The 22,389-nt window shown below is 74.2% G+C and carries 18 protein-coding genes; 10 read left to right on the top strand and 8 right to left on the bottom strand.

The features are described 5' to 3' along the window. Positions 1 to 80: 80 nt before the first annotated feature. Together OG509_RS40470 and OG509_RS40465 are read left to right on the top strand one after the other, a co-directional pair. Positions 81 to 752 carry a DUF4097 family beta strand repeat-containing protein gene (locus OG509_RS40470; protein WP_331741879.1) on the top strand — a complete coding sequence of 224 codons (672 nt, stop codon included), beginning with the start codon at positions 81 to 83 and terminating at the stop codon, positions 750 to 752. A 40-nt stretch (positions 753 to 792) separates the two neighbouring features. Continuing rightward, positions 793 to 1,896, top strand: a complete 1,104-nt coding sequence (locus OG509_RS40465) for a serine hydrolase domain-containing protein (RefSeq protein ID WP_331741876.1) — start codon at positions 793 to 795, stop codon at positions 1,894 to 1,896. Between the two features lie 28 nt (positions 1,897 to 1,924). Here OG509_RS40465 and OG509_RS40460 read toward each other — a convergent pair whose 3' ends face one another. Continuing rightward, positions 1,925 to 2,497, bottom strand: a complete 573-nt coding sequence (locus OG509_RS40460) for a helix-turn-helix domain-containing protein (RefSeq protein WP_331741872.1) — start codon at positions 2,495 to 2,497, stop codon at positions 1,925 to 1,927. Positions 2,498 to 2,622: 125 nt separating this feature from the next. Between OG509_RS40460 and OG509_RS40455 the strand changes: the two genes are divergently transcribed. Beyond that, complete coding sequence (locus OG509_RS40455; RefSeq protein ID WP_331741870.1) at positions 2,623 to 3,072, top strand: nuclear transport factor 2 family protein; 450 nt, start codon at positions 2,623 to 2,625, stop codon at positions 3,070 to 3,072. On the opposite strand, the gene OG509_RS40450 is transcribed toward OG509_RS40455, so the two are convergent. After that, entirely contained in the window at positions 3,011 to 3,772 is a 762-nt protein-coding gene (locus OG509_RS40450; RefSeq protein ID WP_406187890.1) for a hypothetical protein, read from the bottom strand. The genes OG509_RS40455 and OG509_RS40450 overlap by 62 nt on opposite strands. Before the next feature lie 135 nt (positions 3,773 to 3,907). Here OG509_RS40450 and OG509_RS40445 point away from each other — a divergent pair, with 135 nt between their 5' ends. The 4 genes from OG509_RS40445 (at position 3,908) to OG509_RS40430 (ending at position 7,565) form a co-directional block, all read left to right on the top strand. Then, positions 3,908 to 4,279, top strand: a complete 372-nt coding sequence (locus OG509_RS40445; RefSeq protein WP_331741864.1) for a hypothetical protein — start codon at positions 3,908 to 3,910, stop codon at positions 4,277 to 4,279. A 133-nt stretch (positions 4,280 to 4,412) separates the two neighbouring features. Continuing rightward, on the top strand, positions 4,413 to 4,874 hold the full coding sequence (locus OG509_RS40440) for a hypothetical protein (protein WP_406187889.1): 462 nt from the start codon (positions 4,413 to 4,415) through the stop codon (positions 4,872 to 4,874). After that, positions 4,871 to 6,079 carry an FAD-dependent monooxygenase gene (locus OG509_RS40435; RefSeq protein ID WP_331741858.1) on the top strand — a complete coding sequence of 403 codons (1,209 nt, stop codon included), beginning with the start codon at positions 4,871 to 4,873 and terminating at the stop codon, positions 6,077 to 6,079. Before OG509_RS40440 ends, OG509_RS40435 begins: the two co-directional genes overlap by 4 nt. A gap of 424 nt (positions 6,080 to 6,503) precedes the next feature. Further along, complete coding sequence (locus tag OG509_RS40430) at positions 6,504 to 7,565, top strand: FUSC family protein (RefSeq protein ID WP_331741856.1); 1,062 nt, start codon at positions 6,504 to 6,506, stop codon at positions 7,563 to 7,565. A gap of 12 nt (positions 7,566 to 7,577) precedes the next feature. Here the strand turns inward: OG509_RS40430 and OG509_RS40425 are convergent, their stop codons facing one another. Further along, positions 7,578 to 8,570, bottom strand: a complete 993-nt coding sequence (locus OG509_RS40425; protein ID WP_331741853.1) for a COX15/CtaA family protein — start codon at positions 8,568 to 8,570, stop codon at positions 7,578 to 7,580. Between the two features lie 304 nt (positions 8,571 to 8,874). On the opposite strand from OG509_RS40425, the gene OG509_RS40420 reads away from it, so the two are divergent. The 3 genes from OG509_RS40420 (at position 8,875) to OG509_RS40410 (ending at position 12,731) form a co-directional block, all read left to right on the top strand. Further along, on the top strand, positions 8,875 to 11,289 hold the full coding sequence (locus OG509_RS40420) for a D-alanyl-D-alanine carboxypeptidase family protein (protein ID WP_406187888.1): 2,415 nt from the start codon (positions 8,875 to 8,877) through the stop codon (positions 11,287 to 11,289). Between the two features lie 190 nt (positions 11,290 to 11,479). Then, entirely contained in the window at positions 11,480 to 11,998 is a 519-nt protein-coding gene (locus tag OG509_RS40415) for a nuclear transport factor 2 family protein (protein WP_331741847.1), read from the top strand. An 88-nt stretch (positions 11,999 to 12,086) separates the two neighbouring features. Further along, the gene (locus OG509_RS40410; protein ID WP_331741845.1) at positions 12,087 to 12,731 is read left to right on the top strand and encodes a CatB-related O-acetyltransferase; all 645 of its coding nucleotides are present in this window, start codon (positions 12,087 to 12,089) and stop codon (positions 12,729 to 12,731) included. Positions 12,732 to 12,738: 7 nt separating this feature from the next. On the opposite strand, the gene OG509_RS40405 is transcribed toward OG509_RS40410, so the two are convergent. The 5 genes from OG509_RS40405 to OG509_RS40385 all read right to left on the bottom strand — a co-directional run bounded on the left by OG509_RS40405 (position 12,739) and on the right by OG509_RS40385 (position 22,313). Next, on the bottom strand, positions 12,739 to 14,493 hold the full coding sequence (locus tag OG509_RS40405) for a thiopeptide-type bacteriocin biosynthesis protein (RefSeq protein ID WP_331741842.1): 1,755 nt from the start codon (positions 14,491 to 14,493) through the stop codon (positions 12,739 to 12,741). A gap of 10 nt (positions 14,494 to 14,503) precedes the next feature. After that, positions 14,504 to 16,453 (bottom strand): TOMM precursor leader peptide-binding protein, encoded by a 1,950-nt coding sequence (locus OG509_RS40400; protein ID WP_331741839.1) that lies wholly within the window; start codon positions 16,451 to 16,453, stop codon positions 14,504 to 14,506. Next, a complete protein-coding gene (locus OG509_RS40395) occupies positions 16,450 to 18,273 on the bottom strand; it encodes a hypothetical protein (protein ID WP_331741836.1) in 1,824 nt (607 codons plus the stop codon). The genes OG509_RS40400 and OG509_RS40395 overlap by 4 nt, the downstream gene beginning before the upstream one ends. Next, positions 18,270 to 19,457, bottom strand: coding sequence for a lantibiotic dehydratase C-terminal domain-containing protein (locus tag OG509_RS40390; protein WP_331741833.1), 1,188 nt, complete (start codon positions 19,455 to 19,457; stop codon positions 18,270 to 18,272). The genes OG509_RS40395 and OG509_RS40390 overlap by 4 nt, the downstream gene beginning before the upstream one ends. Before the next feature lie 117 nt (positions 19,458 to 19,574). Continuing rightward, positions 19,575 to 22,313, bottom strand: a complete 2,739-nt coding sequence (locus OG509_RS40385) for a lantibiotic dehydratase (RefSeq protein WP_331741830.1) — start codon at positions 22,311 to 22,313, stop codon at positions 19,575 to 19,577. Positions 22,314 to 22,389: the final 76 nt, after the last annotated feature.

The following is a 22,389-nucleotide window of genomic DNA, read 5'->3' as shown; positions in this document are numbered from 1 at the left end:
CGAACTCGTTGCGTGATTCCTAAACGCTACGTAGCTTTTCCCTCATCGGAAACAGCAAGCGAGCGCAACAGGAGACCGTCATGCAGAAGTTCGACACCACCGCCCCGATCGCCGTCGTCCTCGACGTCGCGGCGGGACGTGTCCAGGTGATCGCCGCCGACCGGGCCGACGCCGTGGTCGAGGTCCGGCCCGTCGATGCGTCGAAGGGGCGCGATGTGAAGGCGGCGGAGGAGACCACGGTCGCCTACGCCGACGGGGTGCTGCGGATCGAGACCCCGGTGGCGAAGCACCAGATGCTCGGTGCCTCGGGAGAGGTCGAGGTGACCGTCCAACTGCCCGCCGGCTCCAGCGTCGAGGCGAAGGCTGCGGCCGCCGAGTTCCGCGGGGTCGGACGGCTCGGTGACGTCGTCTTGGAGGGCGCGCAGGGCTTGGTCAGGCTCGATGAGACCGCAGGCGCCCGTCTCACCCTCCAGGCCGGCGACATCTCGGTCGGCCGCCTGGGCGGACCGGCGGAGATCAGCACCCAGAAGGGCGACCTCCGCATCAACGAGGCCGTACGCGGCACGGTCGTACTCAGCACCCAGTCGGGTGACATCTCGGTCGGCGCGGCCCGTGGAGTCTCCGCCTCCCTGGACGCCGGCACCGCCTACGGCCGGATCGCCAACGCGCTCAACAACACCGAGGGCCCCGCCGCCGCCCTGAACATCCGGGCGACCACCGCCTACGGCGACATCACCGCCCGCAGCCTCTGACCCGCAACAACCTCCACAACCCCCGAAGGAGAGCACCATCATGACCAACGTGACCGAGGCGACCGACCGCCCGGAACTGCAGAAGGCCATCGAGGCGTTCGTCGGCGCCGGCTTCGCCGGGATACAGATGCGCGTGCACGACGAGCAGGGCGAGTGGGTCGGCAGCGCCGGGGTGAGTAAGCCGGGCGAGACCGCGAAGCCGCCGACGGACGGGCACTTCTGGGCGGGCAGCGTCGCCAAGCCCTTCACCGCGACCGCGGTGCTCCAGCTGGTGGCCGAGGAGCGGATCGCACTGGACGCCCCGGTGGCCGACCACCTTCCCGAGCTCGGGCTGGACCGGCGGATCACCGTACGGATGCTGCTCCAGCACACCAGCGGGCTGTTCAACTACACCGGCGAGTACTACGAGGACGGCACGTTCGTGCCCGGGATCCCCGCCACGGGCAAGGAGTGGGTCGACAACCGGCTGCGCACCTACCTCCCGCAGGAACTGGTGGCCCTGGCCCTGTCCAAGCAGGCCCGGTTCGAACCGGGGATGGGCTTCAGCTACTCCAACACCAACTACACCCTCGCGGCCCTGCTGATCGAGCAGGTCGCCGGCCGCTCCTACGCCGAGGAGATGCGACGCCGGATCCTGGAGCCGCTCGCGCTGCGGAACACCGTACTGGGCGGCAACAGCCCGGAGCTCCCCGAACCGCACGCCCACGGCTACTACCGCTACCAGGACGCCGACCAGTGGAAGGTGGCCGACGTGACCCGCCAGAACCCCTCCGTGCTGTTCGCCGCCGGTGACGCGATGACGACGACCCGGGACCTCCACACCTTCTTCTCTGCACTGAACAGCGGCAAGCTCCTGCCGGCCCCGCTGATGGCCGAGATGCGCAAGCCGCACGGGGAACTCGGCTACGGCCTCGGCCTGTTCGTCCAGGACCTCGGCCCGGAGCACGGCGGCACCGTCTTCCACCACAACGGCGGCGCCCCCGGCGGCTACGGCGCCCTGATGTACAGCACGCCCGACGGCAGCAAGACCCTCACCGCCGGGCTGACCACCGGTGACGCCGCAGTCGATCCGGCGCAGGCCTTCCCCAAGGCCTTGGACACCCTGGTCAAGCAGGTCTTCACCGCCCCCCGGCCCTCAGCCTGACCCGAGCCGTCCGAGCCGTCCGAGCCGGTCAGCGGGGACGCAGTCCGTCGAAGACCACTTCGAAGATCCGCTCCCGGGCCGCCGGGTCCCCGCCGAGCTGCTCCAGCATCGCGCCGGTACCGACCAGCAGGGCGAGCAGCTCCGGCAGGCGCAGCTCCGGGCGGACCACCCCGGTCTGCTGCGCCGCGGACAGCAGACCGGCCAGCCGGGCCTGGATCTCCTCGGTCGGCTCCCGCAGCGCTGCGTGTACGTCCACACCGGCCGCCGCGAGTGCGTGGGCGAACTCGTTCTTCCCCGCCGACTGTTCCACCACCAGGCGGAAGCAGGAGAAGAAGGCCTCGGCCGGATCGGCCTGCGCCGCCAGCCGTGCGGTCATGGCCGACATCTCCTCCAGCCGGCGCACCATCACCGCCTCCAGCAGCGCCTCCTTGGTCGGGAAGTGCCTGAAGAGCGTGCCGACCCCGACCCCGGCGGCCCGGGCGATCTCCTCGGTCGGCACGCCGACGCCACGGCTGGTGAACACCTCCGTGGCGACATCGAGCACCCTGGCCCGGTTGCGGGCCGCGTCCGCCCGCAGTGGGCGCTCCTGACTGCCACTCATCCCTCTTCTGCCTTCCACGTGTCGGCGGCGGCAGAACCCTCTGGACAACCGGAGTCGCCAGTCCGTATCGTTGAAAGCGGAGCCGCTAGTCCGATTCTAGTGGCTGATCCCGCCGGAGGTTGATCATGCCCAAAACCCTGTCACCCCGAGAGGTCTCCCAGGAGCTGCTGGAGCGCATCGGCGCGGGGCGGTACCCGGAACTGGCCGAGCTCTACGCGGACGACGCCGTGGTGGAGACCGTCTTCGAGCCGGTCGGGCCGCGCCGGGTCGAGGGCCGGGCCGTGATCGAGGAGCGCTTCGCGCAAGTCGCCGCGGGCTCGCCCGTGGAACTGACCCCGGAGAACGTCGTGATACGGCAGACGGACGACCCGGAGGTGGTCGTCGCCGAGTGGGACTACCGGGTGCACCACCGCGTGACGGGTCGGACCTTCACCAGCGCCAACATCCAGGTACTGCGCGTCCGCGACGGCCTGATCGTCGCCAGCCGGGACTTCCACGACCACCTGGCCCTCGTCATGGCCGGCGACCACCTGCCCCAACTGGTCCAGGCACTGGAGACCAAGCAGCACGGATAAGCCCGCCCCCCAGGGCCGTCATCGCGGCGAGGTCCGTTTCCGTGCGGGGGGTTGGGACCTCGGGCCAGAGGAGTTCGTACTCGGTCTGGATCCGGAAGACCTCATCGGCGAACGAGCGCACGACCTCGTCGGTGACCGTGCCCCGCTCCGCGTGCTCGAAGAACTGCTCGCAGGCCTCCACGGCGCCTTCGCACTCGTCGTCGAACTCGAACAGGGCACAGATCGCGTCGACGGCGTGGTCACGCGAGGTCAGATGGCCCATTCCGCAGTCGAGCCCGTCGTCACGAAGGTCGTCGGGGTACGGTGCGCGGTGCCAGGAACCGTCCTCGAACCAGTAGACGCACTCGATCCTTCCCTGCCCCAGCAGGTCGTGCCGCAGCTCCTGGTGCACCCAGCCGGGCGCCCCGGCGAGGAGATCGATCGGCGGCTCGTACCGACCGACCTTGCTGGAGTCGTCCTGTCCGAACAGGACAGCGCGACCGCCGTCGGCCCGGACCAGCACCCATCGGCTGCAAGCGCCGTCGTCGTAGCGCAAGTGGCTCTCGCTGTCGTTCTCGCTGTCGCCGAGCCAGTACCCGTGCCGGAAGCGCTCCTTCTCCTCCTCGGCATTCCAGGTCGCCACGGCAAGCGCGGCCCAGCGCGCCCACAGCACGGCCGCCTCCGGAAGGTCCTCCGGCCGCCCCGGACGATGAATCTTCATGCCCATCTCGTATCCCCCAGTCCTTGCATCCGGCCGTAGACACTATCGGCGCCGGCATGGACGTGAGGATGGCGTCGCGGGATGCTCGTCCCACGAAGGGTGCGCAGTGGCACCGGGCCAGAGGAGAAGAAGCAAGTGATCAGTCGCTGGATCGTCCGTGCCATACCCGCGCTCGTTCTGGCCGGGCTGCTGCTGGGTCCGCAGGCTGCGGCCCAGGCCGCACCGGTGACGGCTCGTCCGCTCGCGGCCGCCGGCGCCGCCGCGCAGCCCGCGTCCCAGGCGGCGCCCGGGCAGCTCCGGAACTCGGCCGTCGGCTCCGTCAGCCTTGTCGACGGGGACAAGAAGAAGGACAAGGGGAAGAGTAAGAGCAAGGCCAAGAAGAAGGGATTCTTCAAGAAGTTGGGGTTCGCCGCCCTCATCGGCACCGTGCTCATCGTTCTGCTCGTCATCGCCATCATCGTCGCGATCGTCTTCGCCGTCCGGCGCCGCCGCCGCAGGGAGGCGTGACCGCCCCTCGCGGGGACTTGCCGCTCTACTCCCGGGAGTTGGCGGATGGGCAGGGGCGTCCTCTGGCGGGCGGAGCGGGCGTACCGGAATCTGGATCACGCCCACTTCCTCTCACCTAGTCCTCTGGGGTGCCATGCCCACGCTGACGATGCCATCCGTTCGGTTCCCGGAAGTCCTCCCGGACGGCTTCGCCGCCACCGGGACCGGGGAGACGGGCGAAGAGCTCGACCGGTTCGCCCACACCAGCGCTCGGCTGCGCCTCGGCACCGACGGGCTCACCACGCCCCTGCTGGAGGCATGGGTCGGCTCCGTGGTCTCGGTCCGCCGGATGAGCCACCGCTTCGTACTGGCCTCGTCGAGCGGGGTGGACCTCTCCCGGAACGTGGTCGTGGCCCGACCCGGCCTGTCCGCGGCTGCCGAACAGTGCCTCACCGACCCGTCGGCGCCGATCGGCCGGATGCTCCAGGCCGCCGGAACCGGCAGGCGGCGCACCATCGTCGAGGTCGGCATGCACACGTGGGGAGGAGAGCCCGCGGCGTACGAGACGTACCCCGCCACCCTGCGCGCCCCCCTCGCCCCGGCGGGCCGGTCGTGAGCGCGCCCCGACGCCACGTACAGGTGGCGATCGTCGGCGCCGGGCCCGCCGGACTGGTACTGGCCAACGTGCTGCACCGGGCCGGTGTCTCGGTCGAGGTCCGGGAACGGGCCGGCCGGGCCGAGGTGGAGCAGCAGGCCCGGGCGGGCCTGATCGAGCACCGGGTGGTGGAGTACCTGCGCGAGCACGGGCTCGCCGATCGGCTGCTGGCCGAGGGCGGCCGGCACGAGTGGTGCGAGTTCGTATGCCTCGGGGAGCGGATCCGCATACCGTACGGGGACCTCTCCGGCGGAGCCGGGCACTGGGTGTATCCGCAGCAGTTCCTGGTGCGCGACCTGATCGCCTCGTTCGAACAGAGCGGTGGCGTGGTGCGGTTCGACTGCCCCGTCCTCGAAGTGGACACCTCGGGCCCCCGCCCGCTCGTCCGCTGCCCGGACGACGTCCTGGAGGCCGAGCACGTCGTGGGCTGCGACGGTCCGCGCAGTACGGTCGCGCAGGCGTTCCCCGCCGACGCGGACGGAACCGTCGAACGGCGGTACCCGTACGACTGGCTGACGGTGCTCGCCGAGGTGGACCGTCCCGTGGACGGCATCCGGTACGCCCTCCACGAGGCGGGTTTCGCCGGGATGATGCCCCGCACGCCCCGGCTGGCACGCTTCTACCTCCAGGTCGCGCCGGAGGCGGACCTCGCGGACTGGACCGAGACGCGCATCCGCGAGCAGCTGTCGCTGCGCCTGCAGCTGCAGGCGGGGGACCCCGAGCTGGGCGCGGTGACCGAGGTCGGCATGCTGCGGCTGCGCGGCCGGGTCCGGGAGCACGTACGGGCCGGCCGGCTGCTGCTGGCCGGGGACGCGGCGCACGTGCTGACGCCCTCGGGAGCCAAGGGGCTCAACCTGGCGGTGGCCGATGTCGCCGACCTAGCCGACAGCCTGCTGCGCTGCCACCGGGACGGCGAGGGCGAGGGCGCCTTGGAGGACTACGACCGGCGCCGCCACCAGGCCGCCTGGACCGCGCAGGAGTTCTCCGACCGGCTGCTGGACCTGCTGCACCTGCCGTCGGGAGACACGGCGGAGTCCGCCTTCGGCCTGCGGCTGCGCCGGGAACGGATCGCCCGCCTGTCCGCTCCGGGCCCCGAGGGCGAGGAGTTCGCCCGTTCCTACGGCGGCGCCGGCCGACTCCACCCCGCTTCCGTACCCGTGGCCTAGGCCCCGCCCTTGGTGTTGCCTGGGCGCAGTCGATCAGGGAGAACCCGGAAGGTCCTCACGACATGGCGATGTCCTTTCTTTTGAACGCCCGACAGGGGTGAAATTCAGAACTGATCCCATTTCTCACGGGACGACGAGCCGCAGTCAAATGTCGGCGGACGATCGATGTCAAGGCCGTTGCCAGGGGCTACCGCACCTGGCACCAAGGCTGCGGCGTGCAGAACTCCGCCCTGCCGACCGGAGTTCCGTTCCGTTCGAGACCCTCGGCAGCGCCGCCGATTTCCTCCGTTGCCAAATGTCTCGGGCAACGGGCAACACCTTGATGCGCATATGGGATTGTCGTTCCGCCAATTCCCGCGCGAGACTCGCGTCCGCCCGGTTCCATATCGCGGGAGGCGTCGGGTGAACGGCTTACGATGCCGTCATGTCCGGTCCGGTCGCCGACGCGTACGCCGCCCTCCCCGGTGCCCGGCTGCGGTCCGCCGCGCGACTGGCCCTGTGCGCCGCGGTGTCCTGGTACCTGTGCCTGTGGTGGGGTACGAGCACGGCGCCGGTGCCCGCCGCGCTGCCGGCGGTGCTGATCCTGCGCGAGGACGTGTACGCCTGGCCGCGCCTGGGGTGGGAACGCATGGCCGGGGTGCTCGTGGGCGTCGTGCTGAGCTCGGTCGTGCTGCACTGGCTGCCGGACCCGGCGTGGTCCTTCCCCGCCGTGCTGGTCTCCGGCTGCGCCGGCATGTACCTGATGGGACGGCCCGGCGCGCCCAACCAGCAGGTCCTCATCACGGCGCTCATGGTCTACGCGACCGCCGTTCCCGGATACCCGCTGGCGCGCGTGGAGGAGACCCTCGTCGGCATCGCCGTGGTCGTGCTGCTCGGGCCGCTGCTGTGGCCGCCGGACCCGTACCGGTCGGCCGCGGCGGGGCTGGACGGCTACCGGGCCGACGTACGGGAGTTGCTCGGTGCGATCGCCGGCCGGCTGGAGCGGGGCCTGGCGGCGCCGGAGCCGACGGCGCTGCCCGAGCGGGCGCGGATGTGGCTGCGGCCACAGGCCGCGCAGGACGCGTACGAGCGGGCGGCGACCAGTCGGCTGGTGCCGGGCCGCCGGGCGAGCCGGCTGCCGCCGGACGGGCTCGACGGGCGACTGGCCCTCGCGGTCCGGACCGCCCTCACCCTCCAGTACTTCGGCCAGGAACTGCGCGAACGGTCCCGGACCGACAGCCCGCCCGATGCCCCCGACCCCGCCCTGCTCGGCTTCGCGCCGCTCGTCGGGGCGACAGCCGCCGCCCTGGACGCCGCCCTGCTCGGCGAGGACTTCACGGCGGACCTCGACTGGGCCCGTGCGCTCGACCTGGCCCACCGCGAGGCCCACCCCGCCCGGCACGACGCCGTGCTGCGGGCCGGGCTCCACCTCACCCACGAGGCCCTCGCCGACCACCTCCCGGACCGCGGCCGGGGCCGGGGCCGGGGCCGGGGCCGTACCGGCTGATCTCCCGGTGGATCAGGCGTGCGTGGCGGCGTCCCGTGCACGCGGCCGCGGCGCACCGCCCAGCGGATCCGAAGGACCGAAGGAGGCCCTCCTGAGCGTGAAGTGCACCTGAAGCACTCCGGTCCACACGAGCGCCGAGCCCAGCAGGTGGAGCATCACGACGAGCGAGGGCAGGGCCGTCAGCGACTGCACCAGCCCCACGACGCCCTGCCCCAGGAGCACGGCGAGGAAGGCGCCGGCCTTGCGCCGCGCGGCGCCGAAGCCGTGCTCCCGGGGCAGCGCGGACAGCAGGGCTCCGGCCAGCACCAGGACCGCCGCGGCCAGCACTCCGTGGACGACGGTCACGGCCGTCCAGTCGAAGGGCATGCGCGGCACGTCGGAGGAGTCACCCGCATGCGGTCCGGAACCGGTGGCGAGCGTGCCCACGACGACCAGCAGTGCCGTCACCGCGACCAGGGCCGCCGACAACGACCGCAGCCGCCCGCCCGCGCCACCCGCAGCGCCGTCGACACCGGCACGGGTATCGGCATCGGCGTACGCCGCGTGCCAGGTGTACACCGAGGCGGTGAGCAGCAGGGTGGCGGCGAGGAAGTGCGCGGCGACGATGTACGGGCTCAGCCGCATCCATACGGTGACTCCGCCGACGACCGCGTTCAGCACGACGATCCAGAACTGCGCCCACCCTCCGCGCAGCACCGCGGGCATCGGCTTTTCCTGGAGGCGCGCGGTAATGATGACCCAACCCACCACGGCACACAGCGCCCCGGTCAGGAGCCGGTTCCCGAATTCGATGGCACCGTGCACCCCCATTTCCGCGGTGGGGGCCAGGGTCTCTCCCGTACACATGGGCCAATCGGTGCAGCCGAGCCCGGAGCCGGTGACGCGGACGATTCCCCCGGTCACGATGATCGCGATACTTGCCACGACCGAACCCAGTGCGGCCAGTCTGACGCTCCTCGCTCCGAGCGAGTACCTGCCGGCAAGCCATGAGAGGGGAGTTCGCACGATCAGCCTTCCTTATTTTGCTTTTATGCGCCGTGGCACGGAACCTCAGCGTACGCCGCGCGTTTTCCCGGCCTGACGCGGCGTCGCGCACGGAGGTGAGCGAGAAGAAGGGCCGGAATATGACCGGACGGTCACAGGATCGGGTTCCGGGAACGGAGGGGGCGCGCCGTACATCTAGCCGGTCGGCGAGGCTCCTTCGGGGGCCTCGCTCGACGGTATCGGCAAGATCCGGCCCGCAGCCGCCCCACCGCGTGAGCGTGTGGGGCGGCTGTCGGCCGGGGGTGAGCGGCAAGGCGGGGCAGGAATGAAGGCGGTAGCGGTGGCGGGCGGTTCCCCGGACACCCCGGAGACTCCGGAGACGGCAGGGACCGAGGTACCGGAACCGGATCCCGGTACGCAGGACACGGCCCCCGAGCAGGCAGAGGCCGAGGCACCGCAGGAGCCCGAGGCCGACGGTGCCACGGAGACCGGATCCGACGAGGACGCGCCGGGCGAACCCGAGGCGAAGGCAGAAGCCGAGCCGGAGCCGGAGCCGGAGCCCGAGCCGGAGCCCGAGCCCGAGCCCGAGCCGGAGCCCGAGCCCGAGCCGGAGCCCGAGGCGGAGGCCGACCACGCATCCGAGCCGGAGGCCGAAGCCGGTTCCGAGGCCGAGCCGCCGTCCGGCGAGACCGCTCCCGAGGCCGAAGCACAACCGGACACGGACACGGAGCCGGAGCCGGAGCCCGAGGCGGAGGCCACCGGCGATGCCGAGCCGGAGCCCGAGCCGGAGCCGGAGCCCGAGCCGGAGCCGGAGCCCGAGCCGGAGCCGGAGCCCGAGCCGGAGCCGGAGCCCGAGCCGGAGCCGGAGCCCGAGCCGGAGCCGGAGCCCGAGCCGGAGCCGGAGGCCGACGGCGGGGACGTAGCCGCGTCCGAAGCGGAGGCCACCGGCGATGCCGAGCCCGAGGCCGAGCCCGAGCCCGAGGCGGAGGCCGAGCCCGAGGCCGACCAGGCATCCGAGCCGGCGGCGGTCGCCGAGACCGCTCCCGAGGCCGACGCACAGGCCGACACGGAGGCGGAGCCCGAAGCGGAGGCCGAAACCGAGTCGGACGCCGACGGTGCGCCTGACGACGAAGAGGCCGAGGGGGGCGAGGAGTCCGCGGACGCCGGTCCGGACGAAGACGCGGGCAAGGAGCCCCGACCGGTGCCGTCCTGGGCTCGGGCCGACGTGGCCGACGAGGCCGATGAGGCCGACGAGGCCGACGCGGAGCGGACCAGCCAGTTCGTGGCCCTGAAGGAGCTGGACGCCCCGGCGGCGAAGGCCCCTTGGCCGGAAGCCGTACCGCAGAAGCGGCCCCCGACCCCCGCCCCCGCCAAGACCGCGGCCGAAACGGCGCGGCCGGAGGTCGTCGAGCCCACCCGCGAGGTGCCGCTGCCCCCGCAGCCCCCGCTGGACCTGCTCGCCGAGCTCACCAACACCACGCCCCCGCCCGAGACCCCGCGCCGCACCGCCGTCCGGCGCGTGAAGATCTGGACCCCGATCCTGCTGCTCCTGGCCGGCGCGGCCATCGGCGGGCAGCTGCTGCGCCCGCTGCCCGCCCCCCGGCTCGTCGCGGCCGGGGAAGGGCACACCATCGCCGGGCAGTTCTCCGTACCGTGGCCCGCCAAGGGCCAGGGCGCCGTACGCGTACCCGGTTCCGGCGACATCGGCACCTTCGGCGAGCAGAAGCCCGTCCCCACGGCGAGCGTCGCCAAGGTGATGACGGCCTACGTGATCCTCAAGGGCCACCCGCTGCGCAAGGGCGAGGCCGGGCCCCAGATCGAGGTCGACGCGAAGACCGTGGCCGACGGCACCTCGGAGCACGAGTCCCGGGTCGAGGGACTCGTCGCCGGTACGAAGTTCAGCCAGCAGGACATGCTGAAGATGCTCATGATCCCGTCGGGCAACAACGTGGCCCGGCTGCTGGCCCGCTGGGACGCCGGCACCGACTCCGAGGCGGCCTTCGTCGCGAAGATGAACGCCGCGGCCAAGGAGCTCGGCATGGAGAACACCACGTACACGGACCCCAGCGGTCTGGACGCCGCAACCGTCAGCACCGCCGCCGACCAGCTGAAGCTGGCCGAGGCCGTGATGAAGGACGAGGCGTTCCGTGCGGTGGTCGCTCTGCCGAACGAAGAGATCAAGGGGTTGTCCAAGACGCTCCTCAACAACAACACCCTGCTCTCGGCCAACGGCCTGAGCATCCGCGGCATCAAGACCGGGTCCAGCACCCCCGCGGGCGGGACGCTGGTGTGGGCGGCGTACAAGTCGGTCGGCGACGAGACCCCGCTGATCCTCGGCACGCTCATGGACCAGCACGCGGACGGCCCGGACCTCAATGGCGAGAACAGCCTGAAGCTCGTCCTGGCCAACAGCAAGAAGATCATCGAGGCGGTGCGGCAGGCGCTCGACGCGGCTCCCGTGGTCCGCAAGGGCCAGACGGTCGGCCACGTGGACGACGGCCTCGGCGGCCGTACCCCGCTGGTGGCCACGAAGGACCTGAACGTCATCGGCGTACCGGGCCAGCAGCTGAAGCTCACCCTGCGGCCGGGTGCCTCCGGGACCCCGCACACCGCGAAGGCGGGAACCGAGGTCGGCGTCCTCACGGTCGGCGCCGGGGAGGGAGCGAAGAGCGTCCCGGTCGCGGTCGGGACCGAGCTGGCCGAGCCCTCCTTCACCACCCGGATCACCCGCCTGCGCTAGGCGATGCCCAGGCGGCCGCGCCGACGCCGATGCCCGGTACGGACGTTCCGTACCGGGCATCAGCGCCGCTTCCGGTGGACGAGGGCGGGCAGTACTGGACAGCGATCGACCCCGTGGGGCCTGGAGAGTGGACACCGCCCGGTACGAGCCTGTGAGCCGACCCGTACTCGTACCCGGAGGAACACCAGCCATGACGTCCCGCGCGCTCCGCACCCTGACCGTCCTGACCGCCGCCGCAGCCCTCTGCGTCACCACCTCCACCGCCTACGCCGCCTACGCCGCGCAGGACACCGGCCGGCGCGCGTCGCCGAGGATCGTCACCGACTGGGCCCGTGCCTGGAACGGCACCGAACCCCAGGCGCTCGGCGCCCTGTTCACCGCCGACGGCACCTACACCGACGAAGCCGTGGGCATCACCTTCCACGGCCGGGAGGAGATCGCGGGATGGAAGGCCCGCGCCGACGCCCTGATCGACAACGTCCACGTCACCGTCCGCGCCACCCGCCTCGACGGCGACCGCATCACCGTCCGCTCCGTCTACTCCGGCCACCTCAAGGGCGCACCCAAGCCCTTCGCCGTGCCGATGACCACCCTGCTCGACCTCGACGAGAACCACTGCCGGATCGCATCCGACCAGGACCACTACAGCCTGGCCACCGTCCTCACCCAGTCCGGCCTGCCCGCCGACTGGACCCCGCCCACCACCTGACGCCGGCCGGAGACGATGTGAGGGGGTGCCCGGCGGATCATGGCCGGGCACGGCCCGCCGGACACTCCGGGCTGCGAAAGTGGCCGCCATGGATCGTCTTCCCGCAGACCCGACCGTTCTCCACCCGTTCCCGGACCAGCCGCGCGTGGTGCTGCTGAAGCCGCTGGTGACCTCGCCGCTGATCGAGGTCGGGGAGTACTCCTACTACGACGACCCGGACGACCCGACCGCGTTCGAGACCCGCAACGTCCTCTACCACTACGGGCCGGAGAAACTGGTCATCGGGAAGTTCTGCGCGCTGGGCACCGGGGTGCGGTTCATCATGAACGGCGCCAACCACCGCATGGACGGCCCCTCCACGTTCCCCTTCCCCGTCATGGGCGGCTCCTGGGCCGAGCACTTCGACCTGCTCACCGACCTGCCGGTCAAGGGCGACACCGTCGTCGGCAACGACGTCTGGTTCGGCTACGACACCATGGTCATGCCCGGAGTACGCATCGGACACGGCGCGATCATCGCCTCCGGCGCCGTCGTCGTCGACGACGTCCCGGACTACGGCATCGTCGGCGGCAACCCGGCCGGGCTCATCCGCACCCGCTACGACGACGAAGACATCGCCCGCCTGCTCTCCGTCGCCTGGTGGGACTGGCCCGCAGAACACCTCACCGAACACGTCCGGACCGTCATGTCCGGCACCGTCCGGCAGCTGGAAGAGGCCGCACCCCGGGCCTGAGCCACGTCTACCCCTGCGGGTCCAGGCGGCCGAGCGGCAGCAGGTACTGGATCGGTTCGTCGAGGTCGTCCAGGCCCAGCAGCTCGTGCGCCAGGTCGTCCTGCAGGCCGCCGAGCGGAATCGTGGCCAGCCCGAACGCGCCGGCCGTGAGCTGGAGGGTCTGCGCCAGGTGCCCGGCCTCCAACAGGCCCAGCCGCAGCGCCCGCAGCCCGTAGCGCCGCCGGAGCAGCCCGAGGTCCAGGTGGACCGCCAGCACGGCCGGTGCCTCGTCGATCCCGACGGAGTCCGGGTCCTGCGCCGGGCGCGAGAGGTACGAGGACAACGCCTTGAGCCCGTCCAGGTCCGGCGCCGGTCCGAGGGCGACCAGCGACCGCCGCTCCGGCACGCAGTGGTAGGTACCGGGGGCCAGTCCCGCCACCGAGAGCGCCAGGAGCCGTACCCGGACGCTGTAGAGGGCGCCCGCGCTCGGGTACGGGCGGTGCTGCAGGGTGCGCTCCGCACCGTCGGCCAGCGGCCGCCGGGACACGTGGCTCGGCGCGTGGGCGTGCCACAGCACCCCGCCCAGCTCCTCCGCGGTGAGCGGCCCCCGCAGCGCACCGCGCGCCGAGCTGCGGCGGCGCAGCGCCTCCGCGAGGGACAGCTCCGGCAACGGGGCCGCGGGGAGAGCCCGTTCGGCCTCGGGCCGGTACCCCGACGGCGGGCCGGGCCGCGCGATGCTCCGTACGGCGGTGTCCTGTGCCCGGCCGATCTGGAACTTGCTCTGCTCCAGGTACTGGTAGTCGGCCGCGCGCACCCCGGCCCCGAAGAAGCCGCCCCCGTCGCCCGTCTCCAGCAGGGCGCGCCCCGCGAGCCGGCAGACGGCCCGCTCCTCGTCGGGGGCGACCCCCAGCCGGTTGAACAGCATGTGGAGCTGTGAGGCCCACACCCACAGCCGGCGGTCCGTCCGTACCGGCGCGTCCGGCGCGTCCGCGGCGGGTACGGCGGGTACGGCGGGTACGGCGGTACGCAACCGGGCGTCGGCCGCCCGCACCTGCCGGGTCCACTCCGCGAGCCAGGGATCGGCGTAGCCGTCCTCCAGCCCGGCGCGGACGGTCCGGGCGCGCCGCGCCAGGCTCGTCCGCTGGGCCGCGAACACCGTGTTGACCCGGGTGTGGACGGCGGCTCCGGGCAGCGGCCGCACCTCGGTGGCCCAGCGCCAGGAGGCGGCGTGCCGGCGCAGCCAGCCCGCCGAGTCCAGTTCGTCCAGGCCCAGGGCGTACGCCGTGGTGTGGGCGAGGTCCAGGGCGAGCCGCAGCCGGTCGGCCCGCCCGGGCACGGCGCGCAGGGCGGCGACGGCAGCGCGCGTCGAGTGCGCGAACACCTCCTCGGCCACCGGGAGCGCGGCCGGCCCGCCGTAGCGCTCGGTCTCCGGCTCGTACCGTGCCGCGCGCACCTCCCCGTGCCGGCCGGGGAGGGGGCCGGCGACGGTGTCGGTTCCCGCGGCCAACAGGGCCAGTTCCGCGGCGAGTTCCGCCGCGTCCACCGCCGAGCCGCGGAACCTGATCCGCAGATGGGGTCCGCCCTCGTGGTAGCGGATGAAGAACCAGGCGCCGCCGTCCGGCCCGTACCGGCCGTCCATCAGGGGGGCGAGCGCCTGCGTGACGAAGGCATCGGTGTCCGCACCGTCGGTGTGCAGGGTCAGGTGCAGGCTCTGCCAGCCTCCCGCCGCCACGGGGGACGCGGACGCGGGAGCGGGCGCGTACAGGTCTTCGGTCTCGGTCATCGGATCGTCCTCACGGGAACGGGTGTGGGTACAGGGGGAGTTCGTCGTGGCGCAGCGGACGGGCGGCGCGCCCCAGCCGGTGGGGCACCTCCAGCAGCCGGGGCAGCCCGAGCGTGCGGCGGTTGACGTGGCCGAACGTCATCGGGAGGGTGCCGGGCACGATCACCTTGGCGCAGTGCAGCCCCAGCCGGTCCCGGATCCCGGGCTCGTCCTGCGCGACGACGACCACCTCCAGCCCCTCGGCGCCCAGTCGCTCGACCGTCTCCGTCAGCAGCCGGGTGAGGTCGGCCACCGGCGCGGGAGCGCCCGGCCACCGTTCCTGCCAGGGGACCTCCCGGACGCCGGCGAACAGGAACTCCAGCCGGGGCTCCGCCTCCGGCAGGGTGTTCAGGCCCACGTGGTCGTCGAGGGAGACCACCAGCTCGGGCCGGCGCAGCATGGGGCGGAGCCGCTCCGGGTCGCGCGCCCCGCCCGGACCGGCCGGCCGGTGCACGGCGTCCTGCACGTTGGTGACGACCTCCGCCACCGCCGAGCGGATCGCGGCGCGCGGATCGTGGTGGGCTCCGGCGGCCAGGAAGGCGCGGGGAGCGCCGGGGTGACTCCCCTCGTAGCGGCAGAGCGAGACCACCGCCGGGATGCCGAGGTCGTTGGTGGCGTCCAGCAGGCTCAGCCGGTAACCCATGAGCGCGGCCCGCGAGGCCAGGGCGGTCACCAGCGGGTCGCCGTCGGGCAGGGCGATGCCGGGCAGCGGCGTGCGCGCGTACCACGCCATCAGGAAGGCGTCGCGTTCCGCCACCTCGAACAGCCCGTAGAGCGCGGCCTCCTGGGGGCTGTTGCCGAGCCCGCAGCCGTTCGAGGACTCGTAGAGCACCCGTGCCCGGCCGGGGCCCTGCGCGAGGTCCCAGTAGGCCACGTGCTCGGGCACCGCCCGGGCCCGGCCTTCGGTGAGCGACCAGCCGTACACCCAGTCCAGCTCCAGGTCCGCGTGGTACGGGACGGACCGGGAGGCGGGGTGCCCCCGGTGGGCCGGATCGGGCAGACCGAGCCGGGCGGGGTCCACGGCGGCCTCCGGGCCCAGCTCGGCGAAGGACGCGCGCAGGACGGTACGGCGGCCCAGCGGGCGCATACCGGCCAGCCGCTCCACCCCCTCGAACAGCGCCACCCGCTCGCTGGAGCGGAAGTCGGCGGAGCGCCCGTAGCCCCCGTCGTCGACCAGGCGGCCGTCCGTCACCCAGGCGGTGGTGAGGGCGAAGGCGGAGTCCTCGGTGCGGAACAGGCGGCGCACCGGGCCGAACCGCTCGTCGTACAGCTCGGCCCGCAACCGCTGCGCTCCCGTACGGTCGTTGGGGCCGCGCAGCACCGTAGGGTCGGGCAGCGGCCGCGGCGCGTCCGCGAAGGCGCCCGCCGCGGGGGAGTCGGCCGGCAGCGGGCGGCACACCGGGCAGCCGCCGACCGGGCGGACGTGGTGGGTGGACCAGGTGGCCCGGTGGCCCTGGACGATGTGGACGATGGACGGCGACACCCCCGCCTGCACCTCGGCGTCGGACCCGGGCTCCAGAAGGGCGGCGGCGAGCAGCAGGGCCGCCTCCGCCATGGCCGGCGTACCGGTGCCGCCGAGCGCCAGCCGGGGGCTCTGCCAGGGCACCCTGCCACCCGCGGTGGCCAGTCGCCGGTACTCGACGCACGCCAGGCACACCCGCGCCGCCGGCTCCAGCACGGGGCCGATCACGGTCAGCGCACCGTCCTCGCGCACCGGCACCAGGCGTACGGGATGGGCCAGCGCGTGGCGGCTGAGCCGCTCCGCCAGTTCCAGGGTCCAGGAGGTGAGGTGGACGATGGCGGCGCCGCCGGTGGTCCTCAGCGCCGCCGCCGGATCCAGGACGGGTACGGAGCCGGCGACGGTGGCCACCACTGTCGCCTCCGCAGCCGTCCCGTACCTCTGCTTCGTGGTCGCGCTCATCGTGCTCCTCCCCACCCGGTCAGAACGGTGAACCCGCATGCCCACAGGGCGGCCAGCGCCGGCGGCCCGGTGGATCCGGCCGCTCCGAGGCCGGCCGGATCCGCCCCGTCCGGCTGCCAGGGCTCGGGGTGCACTCCGGTCAGCCGGGCCAGCGCCGCGCACAGCTCCGGCTCCCGCCGGGTGATCCCGGCCAGCCAGCGGTCGGTCCATCCCTCGTCCGTCCAGGCCGCCGGCTCGACTCCCGCAACGGCGAGCGGTGCCTCGGCCCCGCTGAACGCGGCGTGTACGGTCCCGGCCGGACCGTGCTCGGCGGCCATGGCCCGGGTCACCGCGCCGAGCGCGGCCAGGGCCGCGGCGTCGGCGGCCGTCGCCTCCACCGCACGGGCGGCCACTCCCGCGGGGTCCCGTACCACGGCCAGGTAGGCCCGCTCCGCGGTGAACCGGCGCACCGTCATCTCCATCGGAAGTTCCAGATGCCGGGTCAGGACGGTCCACCAGTGGCGGGCTTGCGGATGGTCGCGCCATTCCTCCTCGCCCAGGACGTGGCCGGGGCGGCCGGAGGAACCCGCGGCGGCGAGGGCGGCCCGGCGCAGGGCCCGCCCCAGGGCGTGTCCGGGTCCGGCGCCGACCGCCACCGGGCCCGACACCCCTTCGCCCAGGTGCAGTTCCGCCGCGCGGCACGCCGCCGAGAGCCGGGCCAGGTCCGTCCGCGGAGCTCCGGCCACCAGGGGCCCGGCCACCGAACCGCAGACCGCGAGCGCGGCGGGCAACTGGGGCAGGTCCCCGGGCCGCGGTGCGTCGAGGACTCCCAGGTACGGGTCGGCGAGTGCCCCGATACGACGCAACGCCTCGGCCAGGCTGTCGACCGGGGCGGGGGCGGGGGACGCGGGGTCGGCCGGCCCGGTGACCCAGGGGCGGTAGGACGCGTGCGGCGGCCGGGCCACGGCGACCAGTACGGCGGGACGGTCCGGGAGCAGCTGCGGGTCCTCCTCCCGCCCGGCCGGATCGGGCAGACCGGCCGCGGAGCACAGCAGCCGCTGCGCCGCGGCGCCGGCCAGCAGCGCCGTCAGCGCCGTCGGATCCGCCGGTGCCCCGGCCGTCGCCCCACCGGGTACGGGTACGGATCCGCCGTCCGCGGAGCCGAAGTCGGTAGCGGTGGCGGGGCGCAGGCGTACGGCGATCGACTCGGCGTCCGTACGAGCCCGTTCCGGCTCGGCCGGGGCCGTGACGAAGCCGCCGTCATCGGTACGGACCACGGCCACGGCCACCGGCGGAGTGCCCGCGACCGCCACCACCCGGTCGGAGGGCAGGCCCGTGTCGCGGTACACCCGCGGCGGGGTCCCCGCACGGCCCAGGGCGCCGACCAGCGCCGTGGCGAGCGGCCCGCCGGGATCGGCCGCCGCGACCACGGGCCGGGCGGCGGCCAGGGCTGCGGCCGCCCGTGCGGGCCGGTGCACGGAGGCCCCCAGCCAGGCGGGGGGTTCGGCCGCGGCGACCGGATACTCGGCGAGCAGATCGTGCGCGTGCAGCTGCGCGGTCAGCGCCGCCAGCGCGGCCTCGACCCGCGGATCGGCCGGATCGAGGCGCGCCCGTCCGATCCCCGGGTCGACGTACCCCGCCTCGCCCGCCTCGCCCGGGACGCCTTCGGGCCCTTGGCCGAGCCGCTCGGACAGCAGCTCCCACAGGGCGGGCAGGGCCCTGCTCCCTTCGAGCGTCACGCTCCCGTCCCGGCCGCGCAGGTGCAGACCGTCCCGCAGCCGGGTGACCGCCACCCCGGGCCGCAGCCGCAGTCGCAGGCGCGGTCGTCCGGCGGCGGTCACGGCGTCCCCTCCACGGCGGCGATGACCTCGTCGATACGCGTCTGCCACCGGTGCCCGGTGAGTTCCGGCACGCTGCGTACCACGAGGTGGGCGGCGAGGTAGCGCTCCACGGGCCGGACGTCGCAGATGGTGAGGAGCCGGTACAGCCCGTTCGTACACGCCCGGTGGACCAGGTAGTCGGGGCGGCTCCACATCGTGCCCTGCGGGTCCGAGCGGTGCAGCCGCCGGTGGAAGTCGCTGTACCGGGTCCGCGCCTGCCGGTCCCAGCGCTCGACGGTCGCCGGGTCGCCCAGCGCCGCGGCCCGGCCCAGGTACTCCTCACGCACTCCGGTGAAGTCCGCGCCCGCCCGCAGTCGTTCCTCCGTGATCCGCCAGGCCCGGGCGGACCAGTCGGCCCAGGCCAGCTCCCAGCCGGCCGCACCCCCGCCCGCGATCCGGCCCACGAGCGCGGAGATCCGCCCGCCCGCCGCGTCCCAGCGGCGGTCGAAGGCCGCCCGCATCCGCCCGTCGCCGTCCTCCTGGACGAGGAAGTCCTCCAGGTGGGAGACGTACGAGTAGTGGCCGCCGACCAGTCCTTCGGGGTGCGCGGCCGCATGGGCCGCTAGGGCCGCCACCACGAGTTCGACCCGCGCGGCGGACGTGTCCGAGCGCTCGCCGAGGAAGGCGGCGCCCTCCTGGAGGGCGGGCAGGCCCAGGGCCAGCAGGTCCTCGCGCAGCCGCACCCCGTCCGGGCCGATCAGCGCGGTCAGGGAGGCGAGGTCCACCGGCTCCACCCGCACGGTGTTGTCGGGTACGAGCGGACCGTACGGGGGCGGGATCAGCTCCGCCCGCCCTGCCGCCGCGGCCTGCGCCAGCAGGCGCTCCCCGTCGGCGGCGGCCCGCGACGGGTGCGAGGCCGCGCGGGCGCGCAGCGCGGTGGCGGTGCGCTCGGCCGCGCCGGCCACCGCCTCCGGGTGGCCGCGCAGCCGCAGCCGCAGGTGCGGACCGTGCAGCCAGTGGCGTTCGACGTGGGCGGTCAGCCCTTCCGCGGCGGCCTGTCGGGCGAGGGGCAGGACCGCTTCGCGCAACAGGGGCGCCTTGACCGACTCGTAGTGGTGGACGACCACGTCAAGGGCGGTGGCGGTACGCGAGGCGGGCCGGGCGGTGTCCGGGCCGGTGGCCGGGGCGTTGGCCGGCGCGTTCATGGGGTTCTCCTCGGCGGATGACGGACGGGGTGGGGGCGGGGGCACGCCGGGACGGGCGGCCGGAACGGCGCGGGCGGCACGCGCGGCGCGGGCCGCACGGATCGCACCAGGGCAGGCTCAGCCCGACCGCGCGGTGCCTGCTGCGGGTCGGTAGGTCTCGGCGATGAGCTCCACGGCACGCGCGGGGCGGCTGCGGCCACCGAAGACGGGCAGCGACTCCTCCAGCACCACGCCGCGCGGATGGCGGGCCAGCCAGCCGGAGAGGCAGCGCAGGTGCAGGGCGCTGCCCAGGTCGAGGGCCTGCGGCTTCGGCGCGCGCAGACTCCGTACGAAGTCCTCGGCGGGCCGCCCGGCGGGAGGCTCCGCCGCCGGGTGCAGGAACAACTGCTCCGGCAGTCCCAGCAGGGCCCGCCAACGGGCCGCGGCGGCGCCCGGGATCACGCCGGGGTCGGCCGCGAGGTCGGCGCGGAGCGCGGCCACCACCCCTGCGGGCAGGTGCCAGCGGCGCCGGGCGAGCACCGCGTGGCCGTGGCGCAGCCGGGGGGTCTGCCGCACCTCGCCGCCGGGGACGGCCAGGGTGCGGCGGGGGAGGAGCCGCCGGAAGTCCACGACGCCGCCCGGGTGGTCGCACAGGAACGGCGCGAGGCGCTGCGGCAGCATGACCGGGGCGAGGAAGCCGAGGTAGAGGACGTCGAGGGGTTCGCCGGTGGCCCGCAGCCGAAGACGGAGCTGGTCGCGGTCCCGGTCGTGGACCATCTCCACATCGGCCTCGGCGAGCGCGCTCCGGTACCGGTCGGGGCCGATCTCCTCACCGACCAGCAGCGGATGGAGATTGGCGTTGAAGCCGCCCACCGGCCGGATCTGGGCGGCCCGGGCGCCGTCGCCGAGACCGCGGCGGATCTCGCGGGCCACCACCGCGGCGGCGCCGTGGGGCAGGTCGTCCAGGAAGCGGCTGGTGAAGCGGCCCCAGCCGCCGTAGACGTGGTTGACGCAGAGCAGGCCGCCGGGGTGGGCGCGCTGGACGAACCACGAGTAGCTGAGCGGGCGGGCGGCGGTCCAGCCGGGCAGCCGGGTCGCGAGCCCGCGCACCTCCTCGGCGGGCAGGACGACCTCCTCGGCCCAGCCGCCGGGCGCGGCCGCCGCCGCGTTCCGTACCAGATCGGTGAACTCCTCACGCAGAGCCGCCAGTTCGGCCAGCTCGGGGGAGAGCCCCGGGTCGTCGGACGGCCGTACGGCGAGGCGTGCGGCCTCCTCCCACGCGGCGGCGGTGTCGGCGCCGAACTCCCAGGGCGCCGGGCAGGTCCCGCCGCGCCCGTAGCGGGCGGTGAAGCGGTCCAGCGCGGCCCGCCGCATCAGGTGCCCGAGGTCGAACAGCTCGGCCAGAGCGGTGAGTTCGCCGAGCAGAGCCCGGTCCGCGCCGGTCAGGCGGTCGGCGGGGGTCGCGCGTCCGGCGGCGAGCACGTCCTCGGCGAGTACGTCCTCTCCTTGGACGTCCTCGGCGAGTACGTTCACGGCCAGCACGTCCTCGGAGAGCACGTTCAGCGGGGCGGCATCGGCCGGCACGGGCCGGCCGGCGTCGGCCAGCAGGTGGCGCCAGCGCTCCGCCAGGTCGGCGAGCAGCGCGGGCCGCTCCTGGGCCCGGGCGTTCGCGAACCCGGCGGTGTCGGCGGCGAGCCGGTCGATCCGGTCGGCCAGGGCCGCGTCCTCGGGCCACCGGCGCAACCAGTCGGCCAGCGCACGCAACGGGTGCGGGTGCTGGGGATCGACGGGCTGCACGGGCGCCAGCAGCCCACCGTCGGTGAGCTGACCGAGGAAGCGGCCGACGGCGGGGTCCGTACGGGGGCGGCCGAGAGCCGGACCGAGTCGGGCCGCCAGCTCGTCGAGGGTCGCGGGCGCGGCCGCGAGCGCGTCCAGCGCGGTCAGGGCGGGGCGGGCGGCGAGCTCGATCGTCTCCTCGTGCGTGACGAGGTACCGACCGCCCGCGAAGACCGTGCTGTCCCGCATGTAAACGGCCCGCCCGTCGGCGGTGTGCCGCGCACTGCTGGTCATGCGGTGGGCGAGCGTGCGCCGCCGGCGCGGTTCGTCCAGCAGCGCGGCGACGAGCGCCTCGACGAGCGTGCGGTGCTCCCGCACCACGGACCGCAGCGGCGGTGGCGCCGGTATCCGTACCTGTGCCTGCACCTGTCCCCGTACCGGCTCGGCCGACGGGTCCGGACCGCCGGACCATCCCACGGCGGTGAACCACGACAGCGGACTGGTCTTCGTACTGGCGCGCAGGGCGTGCCGCAGTACGGAGGGCTCCTCCTTGCGAGCCCTGCGCCCGCCTTCGTCCCGGGCGGCCCGGGACACCGCGCGCAACAGGTCGGCGCTGGTGAGTGCGACGGCCCGGGTGAGGCCGGGGGAGCGGCACAGCTGCGCGAGGGCGGAGCGCTCGGCGGTCAGGGCGTCGGGGACGGCCGCGGTCAGATCCGTGAGGAGTCCGTCGCGCAGCGCGCGCAGATTCAGCCAGGCGGCGAGCCGGGGGACCCGTACGGGCAGATCGCCGAGGCGGGCCAGCAGGGCGGGGCGGGGGACGCGGCCGTTGTGCAGCGCCCGGCGCAGCGGGAGCACAACCTGGCGGTGGAACTCCTCGTCGTGCCCGGGCCGGGAGGCGAAGAGGTCGTCGCACAGGGCCGGACGCAGTGCGTCCTCCTGTGCGGTGAGGGCGGTGAGCCGGTCGAGCAGGGTCCGTACCGGCGCGGCCTTCTCCGGCTGCGCGGGATGCGCCGTCACCGTGGTGCGGACCAGCGCGTACGGGGCGGTCCCCGTGGCGGGCGCGAGGTGTTGCGCTGCGGCTGGCTGGGCGGGGTGCGGCAAGGCGGGCTCCCGTGGTGCGGTCTGGGCCGGTGATCTGTCCTGCGGCTCGGGCCGCAGGCCGTGCGGTCGGCCCGGG

The organism is Streptomyces sp. NBC_01006 (assembly GCF_045162725.1).
Classification (GTDB): Bacteria; Actinomycetota; Actinomycetes; order Streptomycetales; family Streptomycetaceae; genus Streptomyces.
The sequence above is the reverse complement of the archived record's forward strand: the minus strand, read 5'-3'. Positions and strand labels throughout refer to the sequence as shown.

What these genes read in the sequence shown, in the direction of transcription:
- OG509_RS40470 (WP_331741879.1), top strand. Translation starts at nt 81, where the DNA reads ATGCAGAAGTTCGACACCACCGCCCCGATCGCCGTCGTCCTCGACGTC.
- OG509_RS40465 (WP_331741876.1), top strand. Translation starts at nt 793, where the DNA reads ATGACCAACGTGACCGAGGCGACCGACCGCCCGGAACTGCAGAAGGCC.
- OG509_RS40460 (WP_331741872.1), bottom strand. Translation starts at nt 2,497, where the DNA reads ATGAGTGGCAGTCAGGAGCGCCCACTGCGGGCGGACGCGGCCCGCAAC.
- OG509_RS40455 (WP_331741870.1), top strand. Translation starts at nt 2,623, where the DNA reads ATGCCCAAAACCCTGTCACCCCGAGAGGTCTCCCAGGAGCTGCTGGAG.
- OG509_RS40450 (WP_406187890.1), bottom strand. Translation starts at nt 3,772, where the DNA reads ATGAAGATTCATCGTCCGGGGCGGCCGGAGGACCTTCCGGAGGCGGCC.
- OG509_RS40440 (WP_406187889.1), top strand. Translation starts at nt 4,413, where the DNA reads ATGCCCACGCTGACGATGCCATCCGTTCGGTTCCCGGAAGTCCTCCCG.
- OG509_RS40430 (WP_331741856.1), top strand. Translation starts at nt 6,504, where the DNA reads ATGTCCGGTCCGGTCGCCGACGCGTACGCCGCCCTCCCCGGTGCCCGG.
- OG509_RS40420 (WP_406187888.1), top strand. Translation starts at nt 8,875, where the DNA reads ATGAAGGCGGTAGCGGTGGCGGGCGGTTCCCCGGACACCCCGGAGACT.
- OG509_RS40415 (WP_331741847.1), top strand. Translation starts at nt 11,480, where the DNA reads ATGACGTCCCGCGCGCTCCGCACCCTGACCGTCCTGACCGCCGCCGCA.
- OG509_RS40410 (WP_331741845.1), top strand. Translation starts at nt 12,087, where the DNA reads ATGGATCGTCTTCCCGCAGACCCGACCGTTCTCCACCCGTTCCCGGAC.
- OG509_RS40405 (WP_331741842.1), bottom strand. Translation starts at nt 14,493, where the DNA reads ATGACCGAGACCGAAGACCTGTACGCGCCCGCTCCCGCGTCCGCGTCC.
- OG509_RS40400 (WP_331741839.1), bottom strand. Translation starts at nt 16,453, where the DNA reads ATGAGCGCGACCACGAAGCAGAGGTACGGGACGGCTGCGGAGGCGACA.
- OG509_RS40390 (WP_331741833.1), bottom strand. Translation starts at nt 19,457, where the DNA reads ATGAACGCGCCGGCCAACGCCCCGGCCACCGGCCCGGACACCGCCCGG.